Source organism: Pseudomonas sp. SWRI50 (assembly GCF_014269095.1).
Taxonomy (GTDB): domain Bacteria; phylum Pseudomonadota; class Gammaproteobacteria; order Pseudomonadales; family Pseudomonadaceae; genus Aquipseudomonas; species Aquipseudomonas kermanshahensis.
This window is the reverse complement of the sequence record NZ_JABWRW010000002.1, coordinates 140,222-154,639: the sequence shown is the minus strand read 5'-3', so window position 1 is coordinate 154,639 and position 14,418 is coordinate 140,222. Positions and strand designations below refer to the sequence as shown.

Annotated in this window: 16 protein-coding genes; 8 read left to right on the top strand and 8 right to left on the bottom strand. The window is 63.2% G+C overall.

All coding sequences use genetic code 11. The features are described from left to right. Positions 1-5 precede the first annotated feature (5 nt). The gene (locus HU750_RS02855) at positions 6-737 is read right to left on the bottom strand and encodes an SDR family oxidoreductase (RefSeq protein WP_186676482.1); all 732 of its coding nucleotides are present in this window, start codon (positions 735-737) and stop codon (positions 6-8) included. An 89-nt stretch (positions 738-826) separates the two neighbouring features. Here HU750_RS02855 and HU750_RS02850 point away from each other — a divergent pair, with 89 nt between their 5' ends. After that, positions 827-1,390 carry a TetR/AcrR family transcriptional regulator gene (locus HU750_RS02850; protein WP_186676479.1) on the top strand — a complete coding sequence of 188 codons (564 nt, stop codon included), beginning with the start codon at positions 827-829 and terminating at the stop codon, positions 1,388-1,390. Further along, the gene (locus tag HU750_RS02845) at positions 1,377-1,970 is read left to right on the top strand and encodes an eCIS core domain-containing protein (protein WP_186676476.1); all 594 of its coding nucleotides are present in this window, start codon (positions 1,377-1,379) and stop codon (positions 1,968-1,970) included. Before HU750_RS02850 ends, HU750_RS02845 begins: the two co-directional genes overlap by 14 nt. A 195-nt stretch (positions 1,971-2,165) precedes the next feature. On the opposite strand, the gene HU750_RS02840 is transcribed toward HU750_RS02845, so the two are convergent. After that, positions 2,166-3,158: a bile acid:sodium symporter family protein gene (locus HU750_RS02840; RefSeq protein WP_099429524.1), complete on the bottom strand. Its 993-nt coding sequence runs from the start codon at positions 3,156-3,158 to the stop codon at positions 2,166-2,168. A 119-nt stretch (positions 3,159-3,277) separates the two neighbouring features. Here HU750_RS02840 and ampC point away from each other — a divergent pair, with 119 nt between their 5' ends. Both ampC and HU750_RS02830 read left to right on the top strand, forming a co-directional pair. Then, positions 3,278-4,420, top strand: coding sequence for a class C beta-lactamase (gene ampC, locus HU750_RS02835; RefSeq protein WP_186676473.1), 1,143 nt, complete (start codon positions 3,278-3,280; stop codon positions 4,418-4,420). A gap of 324 nt (positions 4,421-4,744) precedes the next feature. Further along, on the top strand, positions 4,745-5,077 hold the full coding sequence (locus HU750_RS02830; protein WP_027594791.1) for a hypothetical protein: 333 nt from the start codon (positions 4,745-4,747) through the stop codon (positions 5,075-5,077). Between the two features lie 46 nt (positions 5,078-5,123). Here the strand turns inward: HU750_RS02830 and HU750_RS02825 are convergent, their stop codons facing one another. From HU750_RS02825 to HU750_RS02800, 6 genes are all read right to left on the bottom strand, one after another. After that, positions 5,124-5,429, bottom strand: coding sequence for a hypothetical protein (locus HU750_RS02825; protein WP_186676470.1), 306 nt, complete (start codon positions 5,427-5,429; stop codon positions 5,124-5,126). A 144-nt stretch (positions 5,430-5,573) separates the two neighbouring features. Continuing rightward, positions 5,574-5,762, bottom strand: a complete 189-nt coding sequence (locus HU750_RS02820; RefSeq protein WP_027594789.1) for a hypothetical protein — start codon at positions 5,760-5,762, stop codon at positions 5,574-5,576. Positions 5,763-5,901: 139 nt separating this feature from the next. Further along, positions 5,902-6,222 (bottom strand): YbjQ family protein, encoded by a 321-nt coding sequence (locus HU750_RS02815; RefSeq protein ID WP_027594788.1) that lies wholly within the window; start codon positions 6,220-6,222, stop codon positions 5,902-5,904. A gap of 61 nt (positions 6,223-6,283) precedes the next feature. Beyond that, positions 6,284-7,171 (bottom strand): EamA family transporter, encoded by an 888-nt coding sequence (locus HU750_RS02810; RefSeq protein WP_085273494.1) that lies wholly within the window; start codon positions 7,169-7,171, stop codon positions 6,284-6,286. A 141-nt stretch (positions 7,172-7,312) separates the two neighbouring features. Further along, positions 7,313-8,068, bottom strand: coding sequence for a class II aldolase/adducin family protein (locus tag HU750_RS02805; RefSeq protein WP_186676467.1), 756 nt, complete (start codon positions 8,066-8,068; stop codon positions 7,313-7,315). 41 nt (positions 8,069-8,109) lie between these two features. Next, positions 8,110-9,153 (bottom strand): ABC transporter substrate-binding protein, encoded by a 1,044-nt coding sequence (locus HU750_RS02800; protein WP_186676464.1) that lies wholly within the window; start codon positions 9,151-9,153, stop codon positions 8,110-8,112. Positions 9,154-9,330: 177 nt separating this feature from the next. Between HU750_RS02800 and HU750_RS02795 the strand changes: the two genes are divergently transcribed. The 4 genes from HU750_RS02795 (at position 9,331) to HU750_RS02780 (ending at position 14,305) form a co-directional block, all read left to right on the top strand. Beyond that, positions 9,331-11,283, top strand: coding sequence for an oxidoreductase (locus HU750_RS02795; protein WP_186676461.1), 1,953 nt, complete (start codon positions 9,331-9,333; stop codon positions 11,281-11,283). Between the two features lie 38 nt (positions 11,284-11,321). Next, on the top strand, positions 11,322-11,924 hold the full coding sequence (locus HU750_RS02790) for a cupin domain-containing protein (protein WP_186676452.1): 603 nt from the start codon (positions 11,322-11,324) through the stop codon (positions 11,922-11,924). Between the two features lie 38 nt (positions 11,925-11,962). Continuing rightward, a complete protein-coding gene (locus HU750_RS02785) occupies positions 11,963-13,018 on the top strand; it encodes a GlxA family transcriptional regulator (protein WP_186676449.1) in 1,056 nt (351 codons plus the stop codon). A gap of 81 nt (positions 13,019-13,099) precedes the next feature. Further along, positions 13,100-14,305: an NAD(P)/FAD-dependent oxidoreductase gene (locus HU750_RS02780; RefSeq protein WP_186676442.1), complete on the top strand. Its 1,206-nt coding sequence runs from the start codon at positions 13,100-13,102 to the stop codon at positions 14,303-14,305. Positions 14,306-14,418 lie beyond the last annotated feature (113 nt).

Here is a 14,418-nt window from a genome sequence, read left to right as displayed (position 1 = left end):
GGGGCTTACCAGCGTTCCATCCAGGGGCGCAGGTCCAGTTCGAATGTCCAGGCATCTCGCGGTTGGGCGTGGAGGAACCAGTAGCTGTCGGCAATATGGGCCGGAGCGAGGATGCCATCCTGGTCCTTGAGGGCGTAGCGCTCGGGGAAACTGTCGCGGATGAACGCGGTATCGATTGCCCCATCCACCACTACATGGGCGACATGGATATTGCGCGGCCCCAGCTCACGCGCCATGCTCTGGGCCAGCGCCCGCAGGCCATGCTTGGCACCGGCGAATGCGGCAAAGCCAGCAGCGCCACGGGTACCTGCAGTAGCGCCTGTGAACAGAATCGTGCCGCGCTCACGCACCGCCATCCGCCGTGCGACCGCCTGCGCCGTCAGAAACCCGGCAAAACAGGCCATCTCCCAAATCTTGAAGTATTTGCGCGGCGTTTCGTCGAGAATACTGCAAGGCACATTGGCGCCGATATTGAAGACAAACGCCTCGATCGGGCCGATATCACGCTCGATAGTCTCAACCAGCGCGGCCACCTCTTCCTCCTTACGCGCATCGGAGCCAAAGCCATGAGCCTGGCCGCCTGCGGCGCGGATCTCGTCCAGCAGCGGTTGCAGCTTGTCCGCCTGACGGCGAGTGACGCAGGCCACGTAGCCTTCCCGCGCGAAACGTTTGGCGATCTCGCCCCCTGTGGCATCCCCCGCGCCGATCACCAGCACTACTTTTTGTGGTTGAGTCATGTGCGCCCCTTTGGTGAATGATCGTTTAGTAAACGAACGCTATGTTATGATCGCCCCCATCGTCAAGCCAAGCGTGCAGAGGCTATGGAATGCGCTATACCAGCGACCACAAGCAACAAACCCGCGAAAAGCTGCTGGCCACCAGCGGTGCACTGGCCAAACGCGGCGGTTTTACCAGCACTGGCGTAGCTGGGCTGATGAAAGCCATCGGGCTGACCGGCGGTGCCTTTTACAATCACTTCCCTTCCAAAGATGACCTGTTCACCGAAGTCGTTCGCCAGGAACTTTGCAACAGCCCGCTGGCGCGCCTGGCCAACCAAGGTGCCAGCCGCGAGCGCCTTGGCCGTTGCCTGCAGCAGTACCTGAGCCTGGCCCACCTGCACAATGCCGAAGGGGGCTGCCCTTTGCCGCCGCTCGGGGTGGAAATCGCCCGGGCAGATCAACCGGTGCGTGAGGTGGCCGAACATTGGCTGGTCGAGCTGCACAACGCCTGGAGCGCAACACTGGAGGATGAACAACTGGCCTGGGTGTTGATCAGCCAATGCGTCGGTGCGTTGCTGATCGGGCGCATGCTCGCCAGCGAAGCCGTGCAGTCCGAAGTACTCGATGCCAGCCGCAGCTTCGTCGAAAAGGCCTTGAATGAAAGCCGTTAACCTGTTGCTTGGCTTGTTTTTGAGCGTGCCCGTGTTTGCTGAACAGACCTGCCCTCCGGGCCAGTACCAAGTCTGCCTGATGGGCTGTTTCTGTGCGCCGGTCGACCCAGGCCAGGCCGGGCAGATCCTCAAGGACGTCGAAACCATGGCCTCAACCAGCCTGGCCTACGCGTTGCGCCAGGCCCGTGACGAAGCCAGCGCCAGCGGCAGTGAGCCGATCCCGCTACACATCCGCGCCCAACTCGAACCCTGGTATGACTTTGCCGTGCTCGATGCCGCGCGCTTCAGGGTTGGTGATGAACAGCAGATGAGCGCAGCCAACGCGATGCTGCAAAACCCCGATGTGAATGCCGTGACACTGATCGACACGATCATCTTCCGCCATGCCAGCGATGCTGAAGACAATGTGGCGCTGTGGGCGCACGAGCTCAAGCACGTGCAGCAGTACCAGGCATTAGGCATCGATGAGTTCGCCCGGCGCTACACGCGTGACTTCAATGAGCTGGAAGGCCCGGCCTACAAGATAGAGGCGGAGGTTGCCAAGGCGTTAAGAGCGCGCAGCTCCGGCCAGGCCCGGTGATGTGACAAACAACCTCAAGAACAACACATAACTACCTGACTCAGTAGGTATTTGTTGGAGATCACAAGGTCCGAGCCTGCGCAATTACCTGTGGGAGCGGCGGTGCGGCGGTCCGACTTGCCCGCGAAGAGGCCGGAACACGCACCACAAGACAGTTGCTCTCACACAGTCAGCAGTAGGTATACCCCTTGTCTATCAGGACGATACAGGGGCCTTCTCACCCACATCCTCACGGCTGGCATAACGCTGTGCCAGCACCGCGCACACCATCAGCTGGATCTGATGGAACAGCATCAGCGGCAAAATCATCGCGCCAATGCCACTGCCCACAAACAGCACCTGAGCCATCGGCACGCCGGTCGCCAGGCTCTTTTTCGAACCGGCGAACAGAATGGTGATGCGGTCTTCAAGGTCAAAGCCCAGCACCTTGCCAAGGAAACGGGTGCCATACAGCACCACCGCCAACAAAATCCCGCAGACCACGAACAGCCCCGCCAGGTGCTGTGGCGATACCGTGTGCCACAGGCCCGTCACCACCGCTTCACTGAACGCGGTGTACACCACCAGCAGGATCGATCCCTGGTCCACGACCTTGAGCCAGCGCGCGTTGCGCTTGACCCATGCGCCGATCCAGCGGCGTGCTATCTGCCCGGCCACGAAGGGCACTAGCAGCTGCAGGGTGATTTTCAGTACGGCATCCAGCCCCGACCCAGTGTCACCGCTGGCGCCCAACAACATCATCACCAGCAGCGGCGTGAGGAAGATGCCCAGCAGGCTCGAAGCGGCAGCGCTGCAAATGGCGGCCGGCACGTTACCGCGGGCCAGGGAGGTGAACGCGATGGCTGACTGCACAGTGGCCGGCAACGCACACAGGTACAGCACGCCCAAGTACAGCTCGTTGCCAACCAGCGGCACGAACAGCGGCTTGAACGCCAACCCCAGCAAGGGGAACAGTACAAAGGTGCAGGAGAACACTAACGCGTGCAGGCGCCAGTGCCCGGCCCCGGCGATGATCGCTTCGCGCGACAACTTGGCGCCGTGCAGGAAGAACAGCAGGCCGATGGCCAGGTTGGTCAGCCAGCCAAAATACACTGCACCGTCACCTGAGCAGGGCAGCACGGTGGCGATCAGCACCACCCCGAGCAGCGCCAGGGTGAAATTGTCGAATAACATCCGCAAATACTTCATCACAGGTTCCGTCTTGTCATTGTGCAAGGGCAGACGATAAGGTCTGCGGCTTTTCTTCGCTAACGCCGGAACCCCCACAGGTGTCGATGAACGGACACAACCCCACAAAGGACCTGCCCATGTTGCTCCCTCGCCTGGCCGCACTGGCTGCTGTCATCACATTCGCCATGGGCCACGCAGCCGCTCAGGCTGACGACACGCTGCAAGCACGCGTCGACCCCCTCATTCGCACACTGATGCAGGAACAAGGCATCGCCGGCATGGCCGTGGCGGTGTACGCCCACGGCCAGGCGCACTATTTCAACTATGGCGTGGCCAGCAAGGCCGAGGGCACGCCGGTTACCCAAGACACCCTGTTCGAGGTCGGCTCGTTGAGCAAGACCTACACGGCTACCCTCGCTGCCCTGGCCAGCGCCGAAGGCAAACTGGACCTTCAGGCCCCGGCAAAACGCTATCAGCCCGCACTGGCTGGGGTGCCACTGGGGGACGCCAGCGTGCTGGAACTGGGGGCCTACAGCGCCGATTGCCTACCGTTGCAGTTCCCCGATGAAGTGCAGACGCCGCAACAGGTCGTGGACTTCTTCCGCCACTGGAAGCCTCGCGCCGCGCCGGGCACCCAGCGCTGCTATTCCAACCCGAGCCTGGGCCTGTTCGGCGATTTGGCGGCACGCGCGCAACAGCGCCCCTTCGCGGAGCTGATGAGCCAGGGCCTGCTGGTGCAACTGGGCCTGAAACACACCTACCTGCAAGTGCCCGCCAGCGCCCAAGGGCTCTATGCCCAAGGCTACGACGCACAAGACCGCCCGGTACGCGTCAGCCCAGGCCCTTATGCCGATGAAGCCTATGGCATCAAGACCAGCGCCAGCGACATGCTGCGCTACGTGCGCCTGCAGATGCAGCCAGACGGCCTGCGCGCTGCACTGCAAAACGCTATCGCGATCACCCATAAGGGCTACTTCCAGGTCGGCGCCATGACCCAAGGCCTTGGCTGGGAGCATTACCCTTATCCGGTTGCGCTAGGCACCCTGATCGATGGCAACAGCCCTCGCCTGATCCGTGAACCTCAGGCCACCACCCGCCTCGTCCCTGCCAGCCCTGCCCCGCGTGAGGCCTGGTACAACAAGACCGGCGCAACCAGCGGTTTTGGCGCGTACGCCGCTTTTATTCCTGCCAAAAACATGGCCGTGGTGTTGCTGGCCAACCGTAATTATCCGAACGAAGCCCGCGTGCGTGCGGCCTTCCAGATTCTTGAGGGGCTTTGAAGGCTGCGGCCGGTTTTACGCCGGCCAGCGCTTGGATTGTCGAACAACATGACAAAAATGTAGTGAGTAAAAATATTCACTACAAAACTGTTGACGCCGTTCATCGCGCTTGGGCATGATTGAGTCGTCTCCCCGATCGGGAGCGGTGGCAAGGGTGTTCCAGACGGCTTGCGCGGTAACGCAGGCCGTCCGTGGAGAGGGAACTGTCCAAAAGGCAGCGTGTGAAAGCCCCTGTTGCGATGCTGCTGTAGCAGCCTTGGTAGTGCGCTACACCGTGGTAGCGCCAACTGTGAAAATCACCTACGAATGGGTAATGGGGGCTTTATGATGAACTTGAACAACAATCCCACAATCGACCAATTGGCCCAGCTGTTCGCCGTGCGCAAGGACAGCCTCGACGACCATCTGCTGTGGGTCAGCCAGACCGGTGAGGTGCGTCTCGACCGCCTGCCACCGAACACCATCGAAGCTGAATTCGAAGAGCACCTGCCCAGCATGCGTGCACGCTTCAAGGTCTACCGCCGTGGCCAAGGCTACGTCGGCAAGAAGGCCGCTGCCGACACCGAGTTCGTTGGCCGCGTGCTGCAGACCCTGCAACAAGAATGGCCCGCCGCCCGTGAGCGGCAGGCAGTCAAGGTGATCGAACCGCTCAACTGAGTGGCTACCCGCACCCTCAAGCCCGGCCCCAAAAGGCCGGGTTTTTTCATGCGCGCTTGCGCGGTTGCGCCACGGTTGGCAGCGGCAAGGCGCCGGTAGCCAGTGCGCGGGCCCGCTCGACGCCCCAGACCAGCGCACGGGTCATGGTCTCGCCAGGGCGCGAGGGGTAATACTCTTCCAGCACTGCCCGGCCATTGCCGGCGTACACACCGAGGAACAACTGGGTGGCGCCGAGGCGCGACAACCGCACCTGCACATCCAGCGTGGTGCCGTCACTGAGTGCTTCATCGTGGCTGCGGCTGTGCAGTTGAGCGTCGGCCCACTGCCAATAGGTCTCTTCCCTGACTCGCATGAGCGTTCAATCTCCGTTTGCTGAAATGCCGCGCCAGAAAACCACATCTTCGCAAGCCCTGCGAGCGCAACCCAGCGATGCCATGAGCGGCGTCAACGAATGGCAATAAAAACCCCGCCGTTTGGCGGGGTTGCTGGAGCGGGATCACTTTTTCAGCGGAACCCGCGGCATGAAGCGGCCCTTCTTGGTGCGCTGCAGATGTGCAGGCTGAAGCTGTTCCGAATCATCCAGCGTCATGTTGGCGAAGCCCAGACGGAATGCCGACTGGCCGCAACGCACCTGGCTGTTGATCGGGAATGCGTCGTTCAGGTCTTCAAAAAAGGATTCGCTCATGCCCAGTCTCCCTCCAGTGGTGGTCGCGCCGGCAAGCAGATGTATTGCCTAGGTGAACGCGGCCGGTAAAAGTGAGACTAGCTGGTCATTTGCAGACTGCCCGGCCAAACGCTTTACCCCCGACCAGTGGCACATGGCCTTACTTCAGGCGGACTGCCGTGCCAGTGGCGAACACCACCACCATGCCGCCCTGCACCGATGGCATGCTGATTTCGAAATCCACACCGACTACGGCATCAGCATTCAACTGCCGTGCGCGCGCTTTCAACTCTTCGGTAGCCTGTTCGCGGGCCTCGCGTAGTGCGCTCTCCAGGGTTTGTGAGCGGCCACCGAAGAAGTCGCGGAAACGCGCGAAGAAATCCCGCACAAAGTTGATGCCCTGCACGGACTCAGAACTGACGACGCCCAGGTAGTCGGCAATCGGACGGCCTTCGAGCTGGCTGGTGGTGGAGATGATCATGAAAGTGCTCCGTTGGCCTGGCGAAAAGCGCCAATTCTAACAGAGCACTGGCAGCCCGGCGTCAGGAGACGCTGGCCGCACGTAACCGCTGGCCGATCTTCGCGCCAAACACATTCACCAGCAGCCCGACCATCACCAGCAACGCACCCCACCCCTGCAACATGGTCAGGCGTTCCCCCAGCAACCAGGCCGAGGAGCTCAAGCCAATCACGGGGACCAGCAGCGAGAATGGCGCGACCTTGCCCGCCGGGTGGCGCGACAACAGCTTGCTCCACAGGCTGTAGCCGAGCATGGTGGCGACGAATGCCAGGTAGGCCAACGCCAGTACCGAGTTCCAACCGATGTTGGCCAAGGCATGGCCGATGCGCTCAGGCCCTTCCAGCCACCACGACAAAGCCAAGAATGGCAACGGTGGAATCAGCCCGCCCCAGATCACCAGTGCCACCAGGTCGACCGACCCGAAACGCCGCGTGATGATGTTGCCCACGCCCCACATCGCGCCCGCGCACAGGGTCAGCAACAGCGCAAGCATCGGCACATGGCCGCCGTCTTCACTGCCGATCAAGGCCAACCCGCTGGCCGCCACCAGCAGCCCCAGCAGGCTGGCAAGGCGCAACCGCTCACCCAGGAACAACGCAGCGAAACCCAAAGTGAAGAATGCCTGGGATTGCAGGATCAACGACGCCAACCCCGGCGGCATACCGCTGTACATGGCCTGGAACAAGAAGGCGAACTGCCCCAAGGAGATCGTCGCGCCATAAGCGATCAGCCAGCGCCAGGGCAGCTTGGGCCGCTTTACCAGCAACACCGCCGGGAAGGCCACCAACAAGAAGCGCAACGCCCCCAGCAGCATCGGCGGCAGGCCATCCAGGCCGACCTTGATGACCACGAAGTTGACTCCCCACGCAACAATCACCACCAGGGCGATCAGCAGGTCCTTGAGCGGCATTGCGACATCCTTCTTCAGGCTTTCTAGACATATTTCGTTACAGCATAAGGCTATTCCTTTTCCAGGGACCAGCACAGTTAGGGCGCAGGGTTGCGCAACAGTGTCACTGTTGCAGTCTTCATACGCCGTGGCATTCAACCATCAGTCGCGGTAACCCGGCGCCACCCGCTCCAGCATCCGCAGCAGCGCGCCCCACGCCAGCCCCACTGCATCCGGGTCCGACAGTTCGCCCTGCTTCAAGCCCTTCAGTGGCGCATTGAACTGCTGCTCGGTACGCTCACACACGGCGGCCGGCGGCAGGATCAATTGCCCGGCACTCTGCGCCGCCAACTGGATCTCGCAGGCTTTTTCCAGGTAGTACATGCGCAGGAAGGCTTCGGCCACAGAACGCCCGGTGGTCAGCAACCCATGATTACGCAGGATCATCACCGGCCGGTCACCCAGGTCGGCCACCAAGCGCTGTTGCTCATCCAGGTCCAGGGCGATGCCTTCGTAATCGTGGTAGGCAACCTTGCCATGAAACTCCATGGACATCTGGTTTACCGGCAGCAGGCCACATTCCAGTGCCGCCACCGCACACCCGGCCCGGGTGTGGGTGTGCAGCACGCAGTGGGCGTCTTCGCGAGCCGCATGAATAGCACTGTGGATGACGAACCCGGCCGGGTTGACCGGGTGTGGGGTCGCCTCGACTGGCTGCCCATGCAAGTCGATCTTCACCAGGCTGGAGGCTGTGATCTCGTCGAACAGCAAGCCGTAGGGGTTGATCAGAAAGTGGTGCTCCGGCCCAGGCACGCGCAGCGAGATGTGCGTGAAGATCAGGTCGCTCATGCGAAAGTGAGCGACCAGGCGGTAGCAGGCCGCCAGCTCCTGACGCAGGGTCTGTTCGGTAAGGGTCATTTCTCGTTCGTCCTGTTAGAAAGGCAGCTGTGAACACTAGGCTATTTGGTAGCCCAAGCATTGAATCGCTGCTCCAGCTCTTCGCCATGGTCGACCCAGAACGCCACGTTCATCGCCAGCGCCCCCTGCAGGTTCTGTGGCGAGGTTGGCACCCAGCCGGCCAGCGCCGGGGCGAGCCTGGCCGCTGCCTGGGTGTTGGTGGGCCCATAGGGGATCTGCTCGACGTAACGCACCTGGGTATCAGGCTGGTTGGCATAGGCGATCAGCCGCTTGGCCTGGTCGACATGCCGCGAGCCCTTGATGATCGCCCAATAGTCCATGCCATACAGGCTGCCCGGCCAGACCAATGCCAGCGGGCTGCCCTGCTGCGCTGCCACCGCGATGCGGCCGCTGTAGGTAGACGTCATCACCACATCGCCGGCAGTCAGCCACTGGGCCGGCTGGGCACCCGCGTCCCACCACTGGATATAGGGCTTGAGCTCAGTGAGTTTGGCAAACGCGCGGTCGACCCCGGCTGGCGTTGACAGCACCGTGTACACGTCCTCGATCTTGACCCCATCAGCCAGCAAGGCGAACTCCAGGTTGTACACCGCACGCTTGCGCAGGCCACGTTTGCCTGGGTACTTGCTGACGTCCCAGAAGTCGGCCCATGAAGCCGGGGCTTGAGCCAGCTTGTTGCGGTCGTAGGCAATCGCCACGCTCCACACCAGGGCGGCAGAACCGCAGTCCTGCGCGGCATCCGGTATCAGCTCGGCGGCATGGCCCAGGCGCTGCCAGTCCAGCCGCTCATAGATGCCCTCCTCACAGCCGCGCATCAGGTCGGGCCCCTCGATCTGCACCACGTCCCAATCGACGTTGCCGGTATCGGCCATGACCTGGATACGGGCCATTTCGCCGTTGTATTCGCTCTGGATCAACTTGCTGCCGTCCTGGGCACTGAAAGGCTTGAAGATCGCCTCGTCCTGGGCTTTCTGACCGGCGCCGCCATAGCCGACCACGACCATCTGCGGCGCAGCGTGCGCACTGCCCAAGCCAAGGGCCAGAAGCGCTGCGCAAAGGTGGGTTGTGCGAGGGAATGCATGCATCGAGGTTGCCTCCTGCCGGTGCCCAAGGGCCCGATTTCTTGTTGTTGTGAGGTCACGCCCTCACCAGTGAGGGTGAAGAAAACCTAGCCGCGCACCAGTAAAAAAACAAGTTGATTTTTTACTGTCGGTACACTTTCATAAACAAAACAAGAACAACACCGCACCGGAGCCGCCCGTATGCAAACTGCCTTTCCCCACCTGTTCGAAGCCTTGCAGATTCGCGGCAAACGGCTGAAGAACCGCATCATGTCCACGGGCCACGACACGTGCCTGCCCACCGACAACCTGGTCAACGACAAGCTCATCGCTTACCAGCGAGACCGCGCCGCCGGTGGGGTTGGCCTGATCGTGCTGCAGGTGGCCGGTGTGCATGACAGCGCCCGCTACACCTCCCACGTGCTGATGGCCACCGACGATGCCTGCATCGACGGCTACCGGCGCCTGGCCGAGGCCTGCCATGAACACGGCACCGTGGTGCTGTCGCAGCTGTTTCATCCGGGGCGGGAGATCATGGAATCTGCCGACGGCTTGCTGGCAGTGGCCTATTCGGCCTCGTCGGTGCCCAACGAGCGCTTCCGGGTGATGCCGCGCGCGCTGGACCAGCCGATGATCGATGAAATCATCCAGGGCTATGCCAGCGCCGCCCGCCGCCTGCACCAGGCGGGGCTGGATGGCGTCGAAGTGGTCGCCAGCCATGGTTACCTGCCTGCGCAGTTTCTCAATCCGCGGGTCAACCTGCGCACCGATGGTTACAACGGCGGCCTGGAGCAGCGCCTGAGGTTTCTGCGCGAAGTGTTGGCGGCGGTGCGCGCCGCGACCGACGAACACTTCATCGTCGGCCTGCGCATCAGCGCCGACGAGCGTGACAGTGAAGGCCTGAGCGAAGACGAGTCGCTGGCGGCCGCCGAAGCGTTGCAAGGCCAGCTCGACTACCTGCACATCGTCGCTGGCACCTCGGCGTCCCAGGGGGGCGCGGTGCATATCGTCCCGCCCATGGCCATCGAGCCAGCCTACCTGGCGCGCGAAGCCGGTACGTTCAAGCAGCGCCTGGCCATTCCGTTGTTCGTTACTGGGCGCATCAACCAACCCCAAGAGGCCGAGCTGATCCTGGCGCGTGGCCAGGCCGACGTGTGTGGCATGACCCGCGCACTGATCTGCGACCCGCTGATGCCGACCAAGACCGAGCATGGCCGGGTTGAGGACGTGCGCGCCTGCATTGCCTGTAACCAGGCATGCATCGGGCATTTTCACCGCGGCCTGGCGATTTCCTGCATTCAGCGCCCAGAAACCGGCCGCGAACTGCAGTACGGCCAGATGACCCCCACCCCAGCCCCCAAGCGCATCCTGGTTGCAGGCGGCGGCCCCGCAGGCATGAAGGCGGCCGCCGTCGCCGCCGCGCGCGGCCACCACGTCACCCTGTATGAGGCCGGCCCGCAACTGGGTGGCCAGGTGCTGCTGGCGCAACTGCTGCCCCGGCGCAGCGAATTCGGCGGCGCCAGCACCAACCTGCAACGGGAAATGGCCTTGGCCGGCGTGGAGGTGGTGCGCAACACGCGGGTCGACCGCGCACTGGTCGAGCGCGAGCGACCCGACCTGGTGATTGCCGCCACCGGCGCCACGCCCTACTGGCCGGCATTCGAACGCGCCGGCGAACTGCAGGTAGTGGATGCCTGGCAAATCCTGCGCAACGCGGTCACCCCGGGGCGCTCGGTCCTGGTCATCGACTGGCGTTGCGACTGGATCGGCCCGGGTATCGCCGAGCGACTGACGCGCGAAGGGCATCAGGTGCAATTGGCGGTGAACGGCACCCATTGCGGCGAGAACCTGCCGCTGTACGTGCGCGATCAACTGGCTGGCGAGCTGCACCGCCTGGGTATTCCCATCACGCCCTACGCCCGCCTCTATGGCTGCGATGACAACAGCGTGTACTTGCAGCACACGGCCAGCGGCGAACCGATGATCTTCGAAGGCATCGACACCTTGGTGCTGTGCCTGGGCCACCAGCCAAACGACACCTTGGCTTCGGAGCTGGCCGGCCTGGTCAACGTTCGGCGCATCGGCGACTGCCTGGCACCGCGTACCGCCGAGGAGGCGATTCACGATGGGCTGACGGTTGCCTGGGCACTCTGAGGCTGTACATACTGCCGTTTTCCGACGGACCGACGTGCATGAGCCAACTCCCGCAGCCCCCCTCCGCCACCGACGACGGCAACGCCGCGCCGCAGTTTCTGGGAACCCGCATTCGCGGCCTGCGTAAGCGCCGCGGCATGACCCTGGCGGAGTTGGCCACACAGAGCGAGCTGACGGCCGGCTACATCAGCCAGTTGGAGCGCAACCTCTCTTACCCGTCGATCCCGGCACTGTTCAACATTGCCCGCAGCCTGGGTGTGACCATCCAGTGGTTCTTTGCCAGCGAGGCCAGCACTGCACCGGAGGACCAGGGCTACGTGGTACGCCGTAACAGCCGCCTCAGCGTGCATTATGAGGACGGCATCGTCGACCAACTGCTTACACCCCAGCCCAACCGCCAGCTGGAAATGCTTCACTCGCGCTTTCCACCGGGCACCTACAGCCAGCAGAGCTACAGCCATGACGGCGAAGAGGCAGGGTATATTCTCAGCGGCAGTTTTGAACTGTGGGTGGGCGAGCGCTACTTTCAGCTGGGCGAAGGCGATAGTTTCAGCTATTCCAGCCAGGAGCCGCATCGCTATGGCAACCCTGGGGATGTGGATGCCGTGGTGATCTGGGTGATCACGCCACCGACCTTTTGAGCCCGCCAAGCGGTCACTTTTGATCAGGCCATCCGCCAATGACTGAACACGCCCACCAGCTTGAGCCTGCGCTGCAACCGGTCGACCACCCTCGCGTCGTGGTCTTCGTCGCCTATCCGCACATGGGCCTGCTCGACCTCACGGGCGCCCAGACGGTGTTCTGGGCCGCCACCAAGGCCATGGCCGAACGCGGCCGACCAGGCTATCGGGTACACACCGCCAGCCTTGACGGCGGCCTGCAGCAAACCGCTGAAGGCCTGGTGGTGGCGACAGAAACCTTGGACACCGTGATGGCACAGGTAGTCGACACGCTGATCGTACCCGGCGCCCCGGACATCATCCGCACCCTCCCCGACCACGCGCCGCTGGTGGCCTGGCTGCGCCGCGCCGCCGTGCAGGCCAGGCGCACAGCCTCGGTGTGCAGCGGCACATTTCTGCTGGCCAGCGCCGGTTTGCTCGATGGGCGCCGCGCCGCCACCCACTGGGCCATGTGCGAGGTACTGCGCCGCGACTTCCCAGCGGTGCAGGTAGACCACGAGTCGATCTTCGTTCAGCAAGGCGCGGTGTGGACCTCGGCCGGGGTCAGCGCCGGCATCGACATGGCCCTCGCCCTGGTCGAACTGGACTGCGGCCGTGAAGTGGCGATGCAGGTGGCACGCGAGTTGGTGGTCTTTCTCAAGCGGCCCGGCGGCCAGGCGCAATTCAGTGAACTGCTCAAGCTGCAGGGGCGCGATTGCAGCGAGTTCGAAGCCCTGCACCTGTGGCTCAACGAACACCTTGGCGACCCGCGGCTGAGCGTCGAACACCTGGCCGAACAGGCGCACATGAGCCTGCGTAACTTCACCCGGGTGTACAAGCTCAAGACCGGCCGCACACCGGCCAAAGCTATCGAAGTGTTCCGCCTGGAAGCCGCGCGGCGCCTGCTGGAAAGCGTCGAAAGCCCTATCGAGCAGGTCGCGCGCCAGTGCGGTTTCGGCAACGAAGAACGCATGCGCCTGGCATTCCAGCGTCATCTGGCAGTAACGCCGCGTGACTACCGCGCCCGCTTTGCACGGCCTGTTTCGTTGGCCGAAATTCAGGGTTCTTTGGCCTAGGGTGTGACGCTCGTCGCTCGTAACATCGGTCTCCTCAAACACGGGCTACCTTGAGTACCCGGACATTCCAGGAGCACAACGATGAAGAATATCCTGATCATTGGCGCGGGCTTTGCCGGCCTCTGGAGCGCCCTGAGCGCTGTTCGCCAGCTGGACTTGAACGGTCGCAATGATGTCGAGGTGACGCTGCTCGCGCCCCAGGCCGAACTGCATGTACGCCCGCGCTTCTACGAGCCCGATGTACACACCATGGCCGCGCCGCTGGAGGCGCTGTTTGAGGCGGTGAACGTGCGCTTTGTGCAAGGCACGGCCTTCCACATCGATGAAGCTGCCAGGCGCGTACGCTATCGCACGCAAAGCGGTACCGAGTGCGAGCTGGGTTATGACCGCCTGATCATGGCCTGCGGCAGTGTGCTCAACCGGCCGGACATGGTCGGCATCGAGCATGTTTTCGATGTCGACAAGATCGACAGCGCGGCGCGCCTGGAGGCGCACCTCAAGTCCCTGGCTAGCCTGCCGGACACACCTGCCCGCAACACCGTGGTGGTGGCCGGGGGTGGCTTCACCGGCATCGAGACTGCCACCGAGTTGCCGGCGCGCTTGCGCAACATCCTCGGTGAGCAGGCCACACTGCGTGTGCTGGTCGTCGACCGTGGCGCCAGGATCGGCGCAGCCTTGGGTGATGGCATTCGCCCCGCGATCGAGCAGGCATCCGAGGCTTTGGGGGTGGAATGGATCTGCGGCGCAACCGTGGCCTCGGTGGACCCCGACGGCGTCCTGCTGGATAACGGCCAGCGTATCGATGCCAATACCGTGATCTGGACGGTGGGGTTCAAGGCCAACCCATTGACCGAGCAGATCAGCGGTGACCGGGACCGCCAAGGCCGGCTGCACGTGGACGGCAACCTCAAGGTCAAGGGTAACGACGCGGTCTACGCGGCAGGTGACGTTGCATATGCCGCCTGCGACGAGGCTGGCAACTATGCGGTAATGTCTTGCCAGCATGCGATCCCGCTGGGCCGCTACGCCGGCAACAATGCCGTGGCCGAATTGATCGGCGTGGCACCGATGACCTACAGCCAGCCCAAGTACGTCACCTGCCTCGACCTGGGCGCCTGGGGCGCAGTGTATACCGAAGGTTGGGAGCGCAAGGTGTCGCCACCGGAAGACAAGGCAGAGGCGAAGGTGCTCAAATCGCAGATCAACACGGTCTGGATCTACCCACCGGCCGCGAACGATCGTGCGGCGGCGCTGGCCGCGGCTGACCCGACGATCCCGGTCGCCTGACACAGCCGAATCGCCGGCAAGCCGGCTCCCACAGGTACAGCGCCAGAACTGAGGTTGGCGCTATCTCTGTGGGAGCCGGCTTGCCGGCGATGGGGCGCAAGGCGCCCCCTTTT

Bases quoted from the DNA above. Each gene is read 5' to 3' on its own strand.
- HU750_RS02855 (WP_186676482.1), bottom strand. From the start codon at position 737: ATGACTCAACCACAAAAAGTAGTGCTGGTGATCGGCGCGGGGGATGCC.
- HU750_RS02850 (WP_186676479.1), top strand. From the start codon at position 827: ATGCGCTATACCAGCGACCACAAGCAACAAACCCGCGAAAAGCTGCTG.
- HU750_RS02845 (WP_186676476.1), top strand. From the start codon at position 1,377: ATGAAAGCCGTTAACCTGTTGCTTGGCTTGTTTTTGAGCGTGCCCGTG.
- HU750_RS02840 (WP_099429524.1), bottom strand. From the start codon at position 3,158: ATGAAGTATTTGCGGATGTTATTCGACAATTTCACCCTGGCGCTGCTC.
- ampC (WP_186676473.1), top strand. From the start codon at position 3,278: ATGTTGCTCCCTCGCCTGGCCGCACTGGCTGCTGTCATCACATTCGCC.
- HU750_RS02830 (WP_027594791.1), top strand. From the start codon at position 4,745: ATGATGAACTTGAACAACAATCCCACAATCGACCAATTGGCCCAGCTG.
- HU750_RS02825 (WP_186676470.1), bottom strand. From the start codon at position 5,429: ATGCGAGTCAGGGAAGAGACCTATTGGCAGTGGGCCGACGCTCAACTG.
- HU750_RS02820 (WP_027594789.1), bottom strand. From the start codon at position 5,762: ATGAGCGAATCCTTTTTTGAAGACCTGAACGACGCATTCCCGATCAAC.
- HU750_RS02815 (WP_027594788.1), bottom strand. From the start codon at position 6,222: ATGATCATCTCCACCACCAGCCAGCTCGAAGGCCGTCCGATTGCCGAC.
- HU750_RS02810 (WP_085273494.1), bottom strand. From the start codon at position 7,171: ATGCCGCTCAAGGACCTGCTGATCGCCCTGGTGGTGATTGTTGCGTGG.
- HU750_RS02805 (WP_186676467.1), bottom strand. From the start codon at position 8,068: ATGACCCTTACCGAACAGACCCTGCGTCAGGAGCTGGCGGCCTGCTAC.
- HU750_RS02800 (WP_186676464.1), bottom strand. From the start codon at position 9,153: ATGCATGCATTCCCTCGCACAACCCACCTTTGCGCAGCGCTTCTGGCC.
- HU750_RS02795 (WP_186676461.1), top strand. From the start codon at position 9,331: ATGCAAACTGCCTTTCCCCACCTGTTCGAAGCCTTGCAGATTCGCGGC.
- HU750_RS02790 (WP_186676452.1), top strand. From the start codon at position 11,322: ATGAGCCAACTCCCGCAGCCCCCCTCCGCCACCGACGACGGCAACGCC.
- HU750_RS02785 (WP_186676449.1), top strand. From the start codon at position 11,963: ATGACTGAACACGCCCACCAGCTTGAGCCTGCGCTGCAACCGGTCGAC.
- HU750_RS02780 (WP_186676442.1), top strand. From the start codon at position 13,100: ATGAAGAATATCCTGATCATTGGCGCGGGCTTTGCCGGCCTCTGGAGC.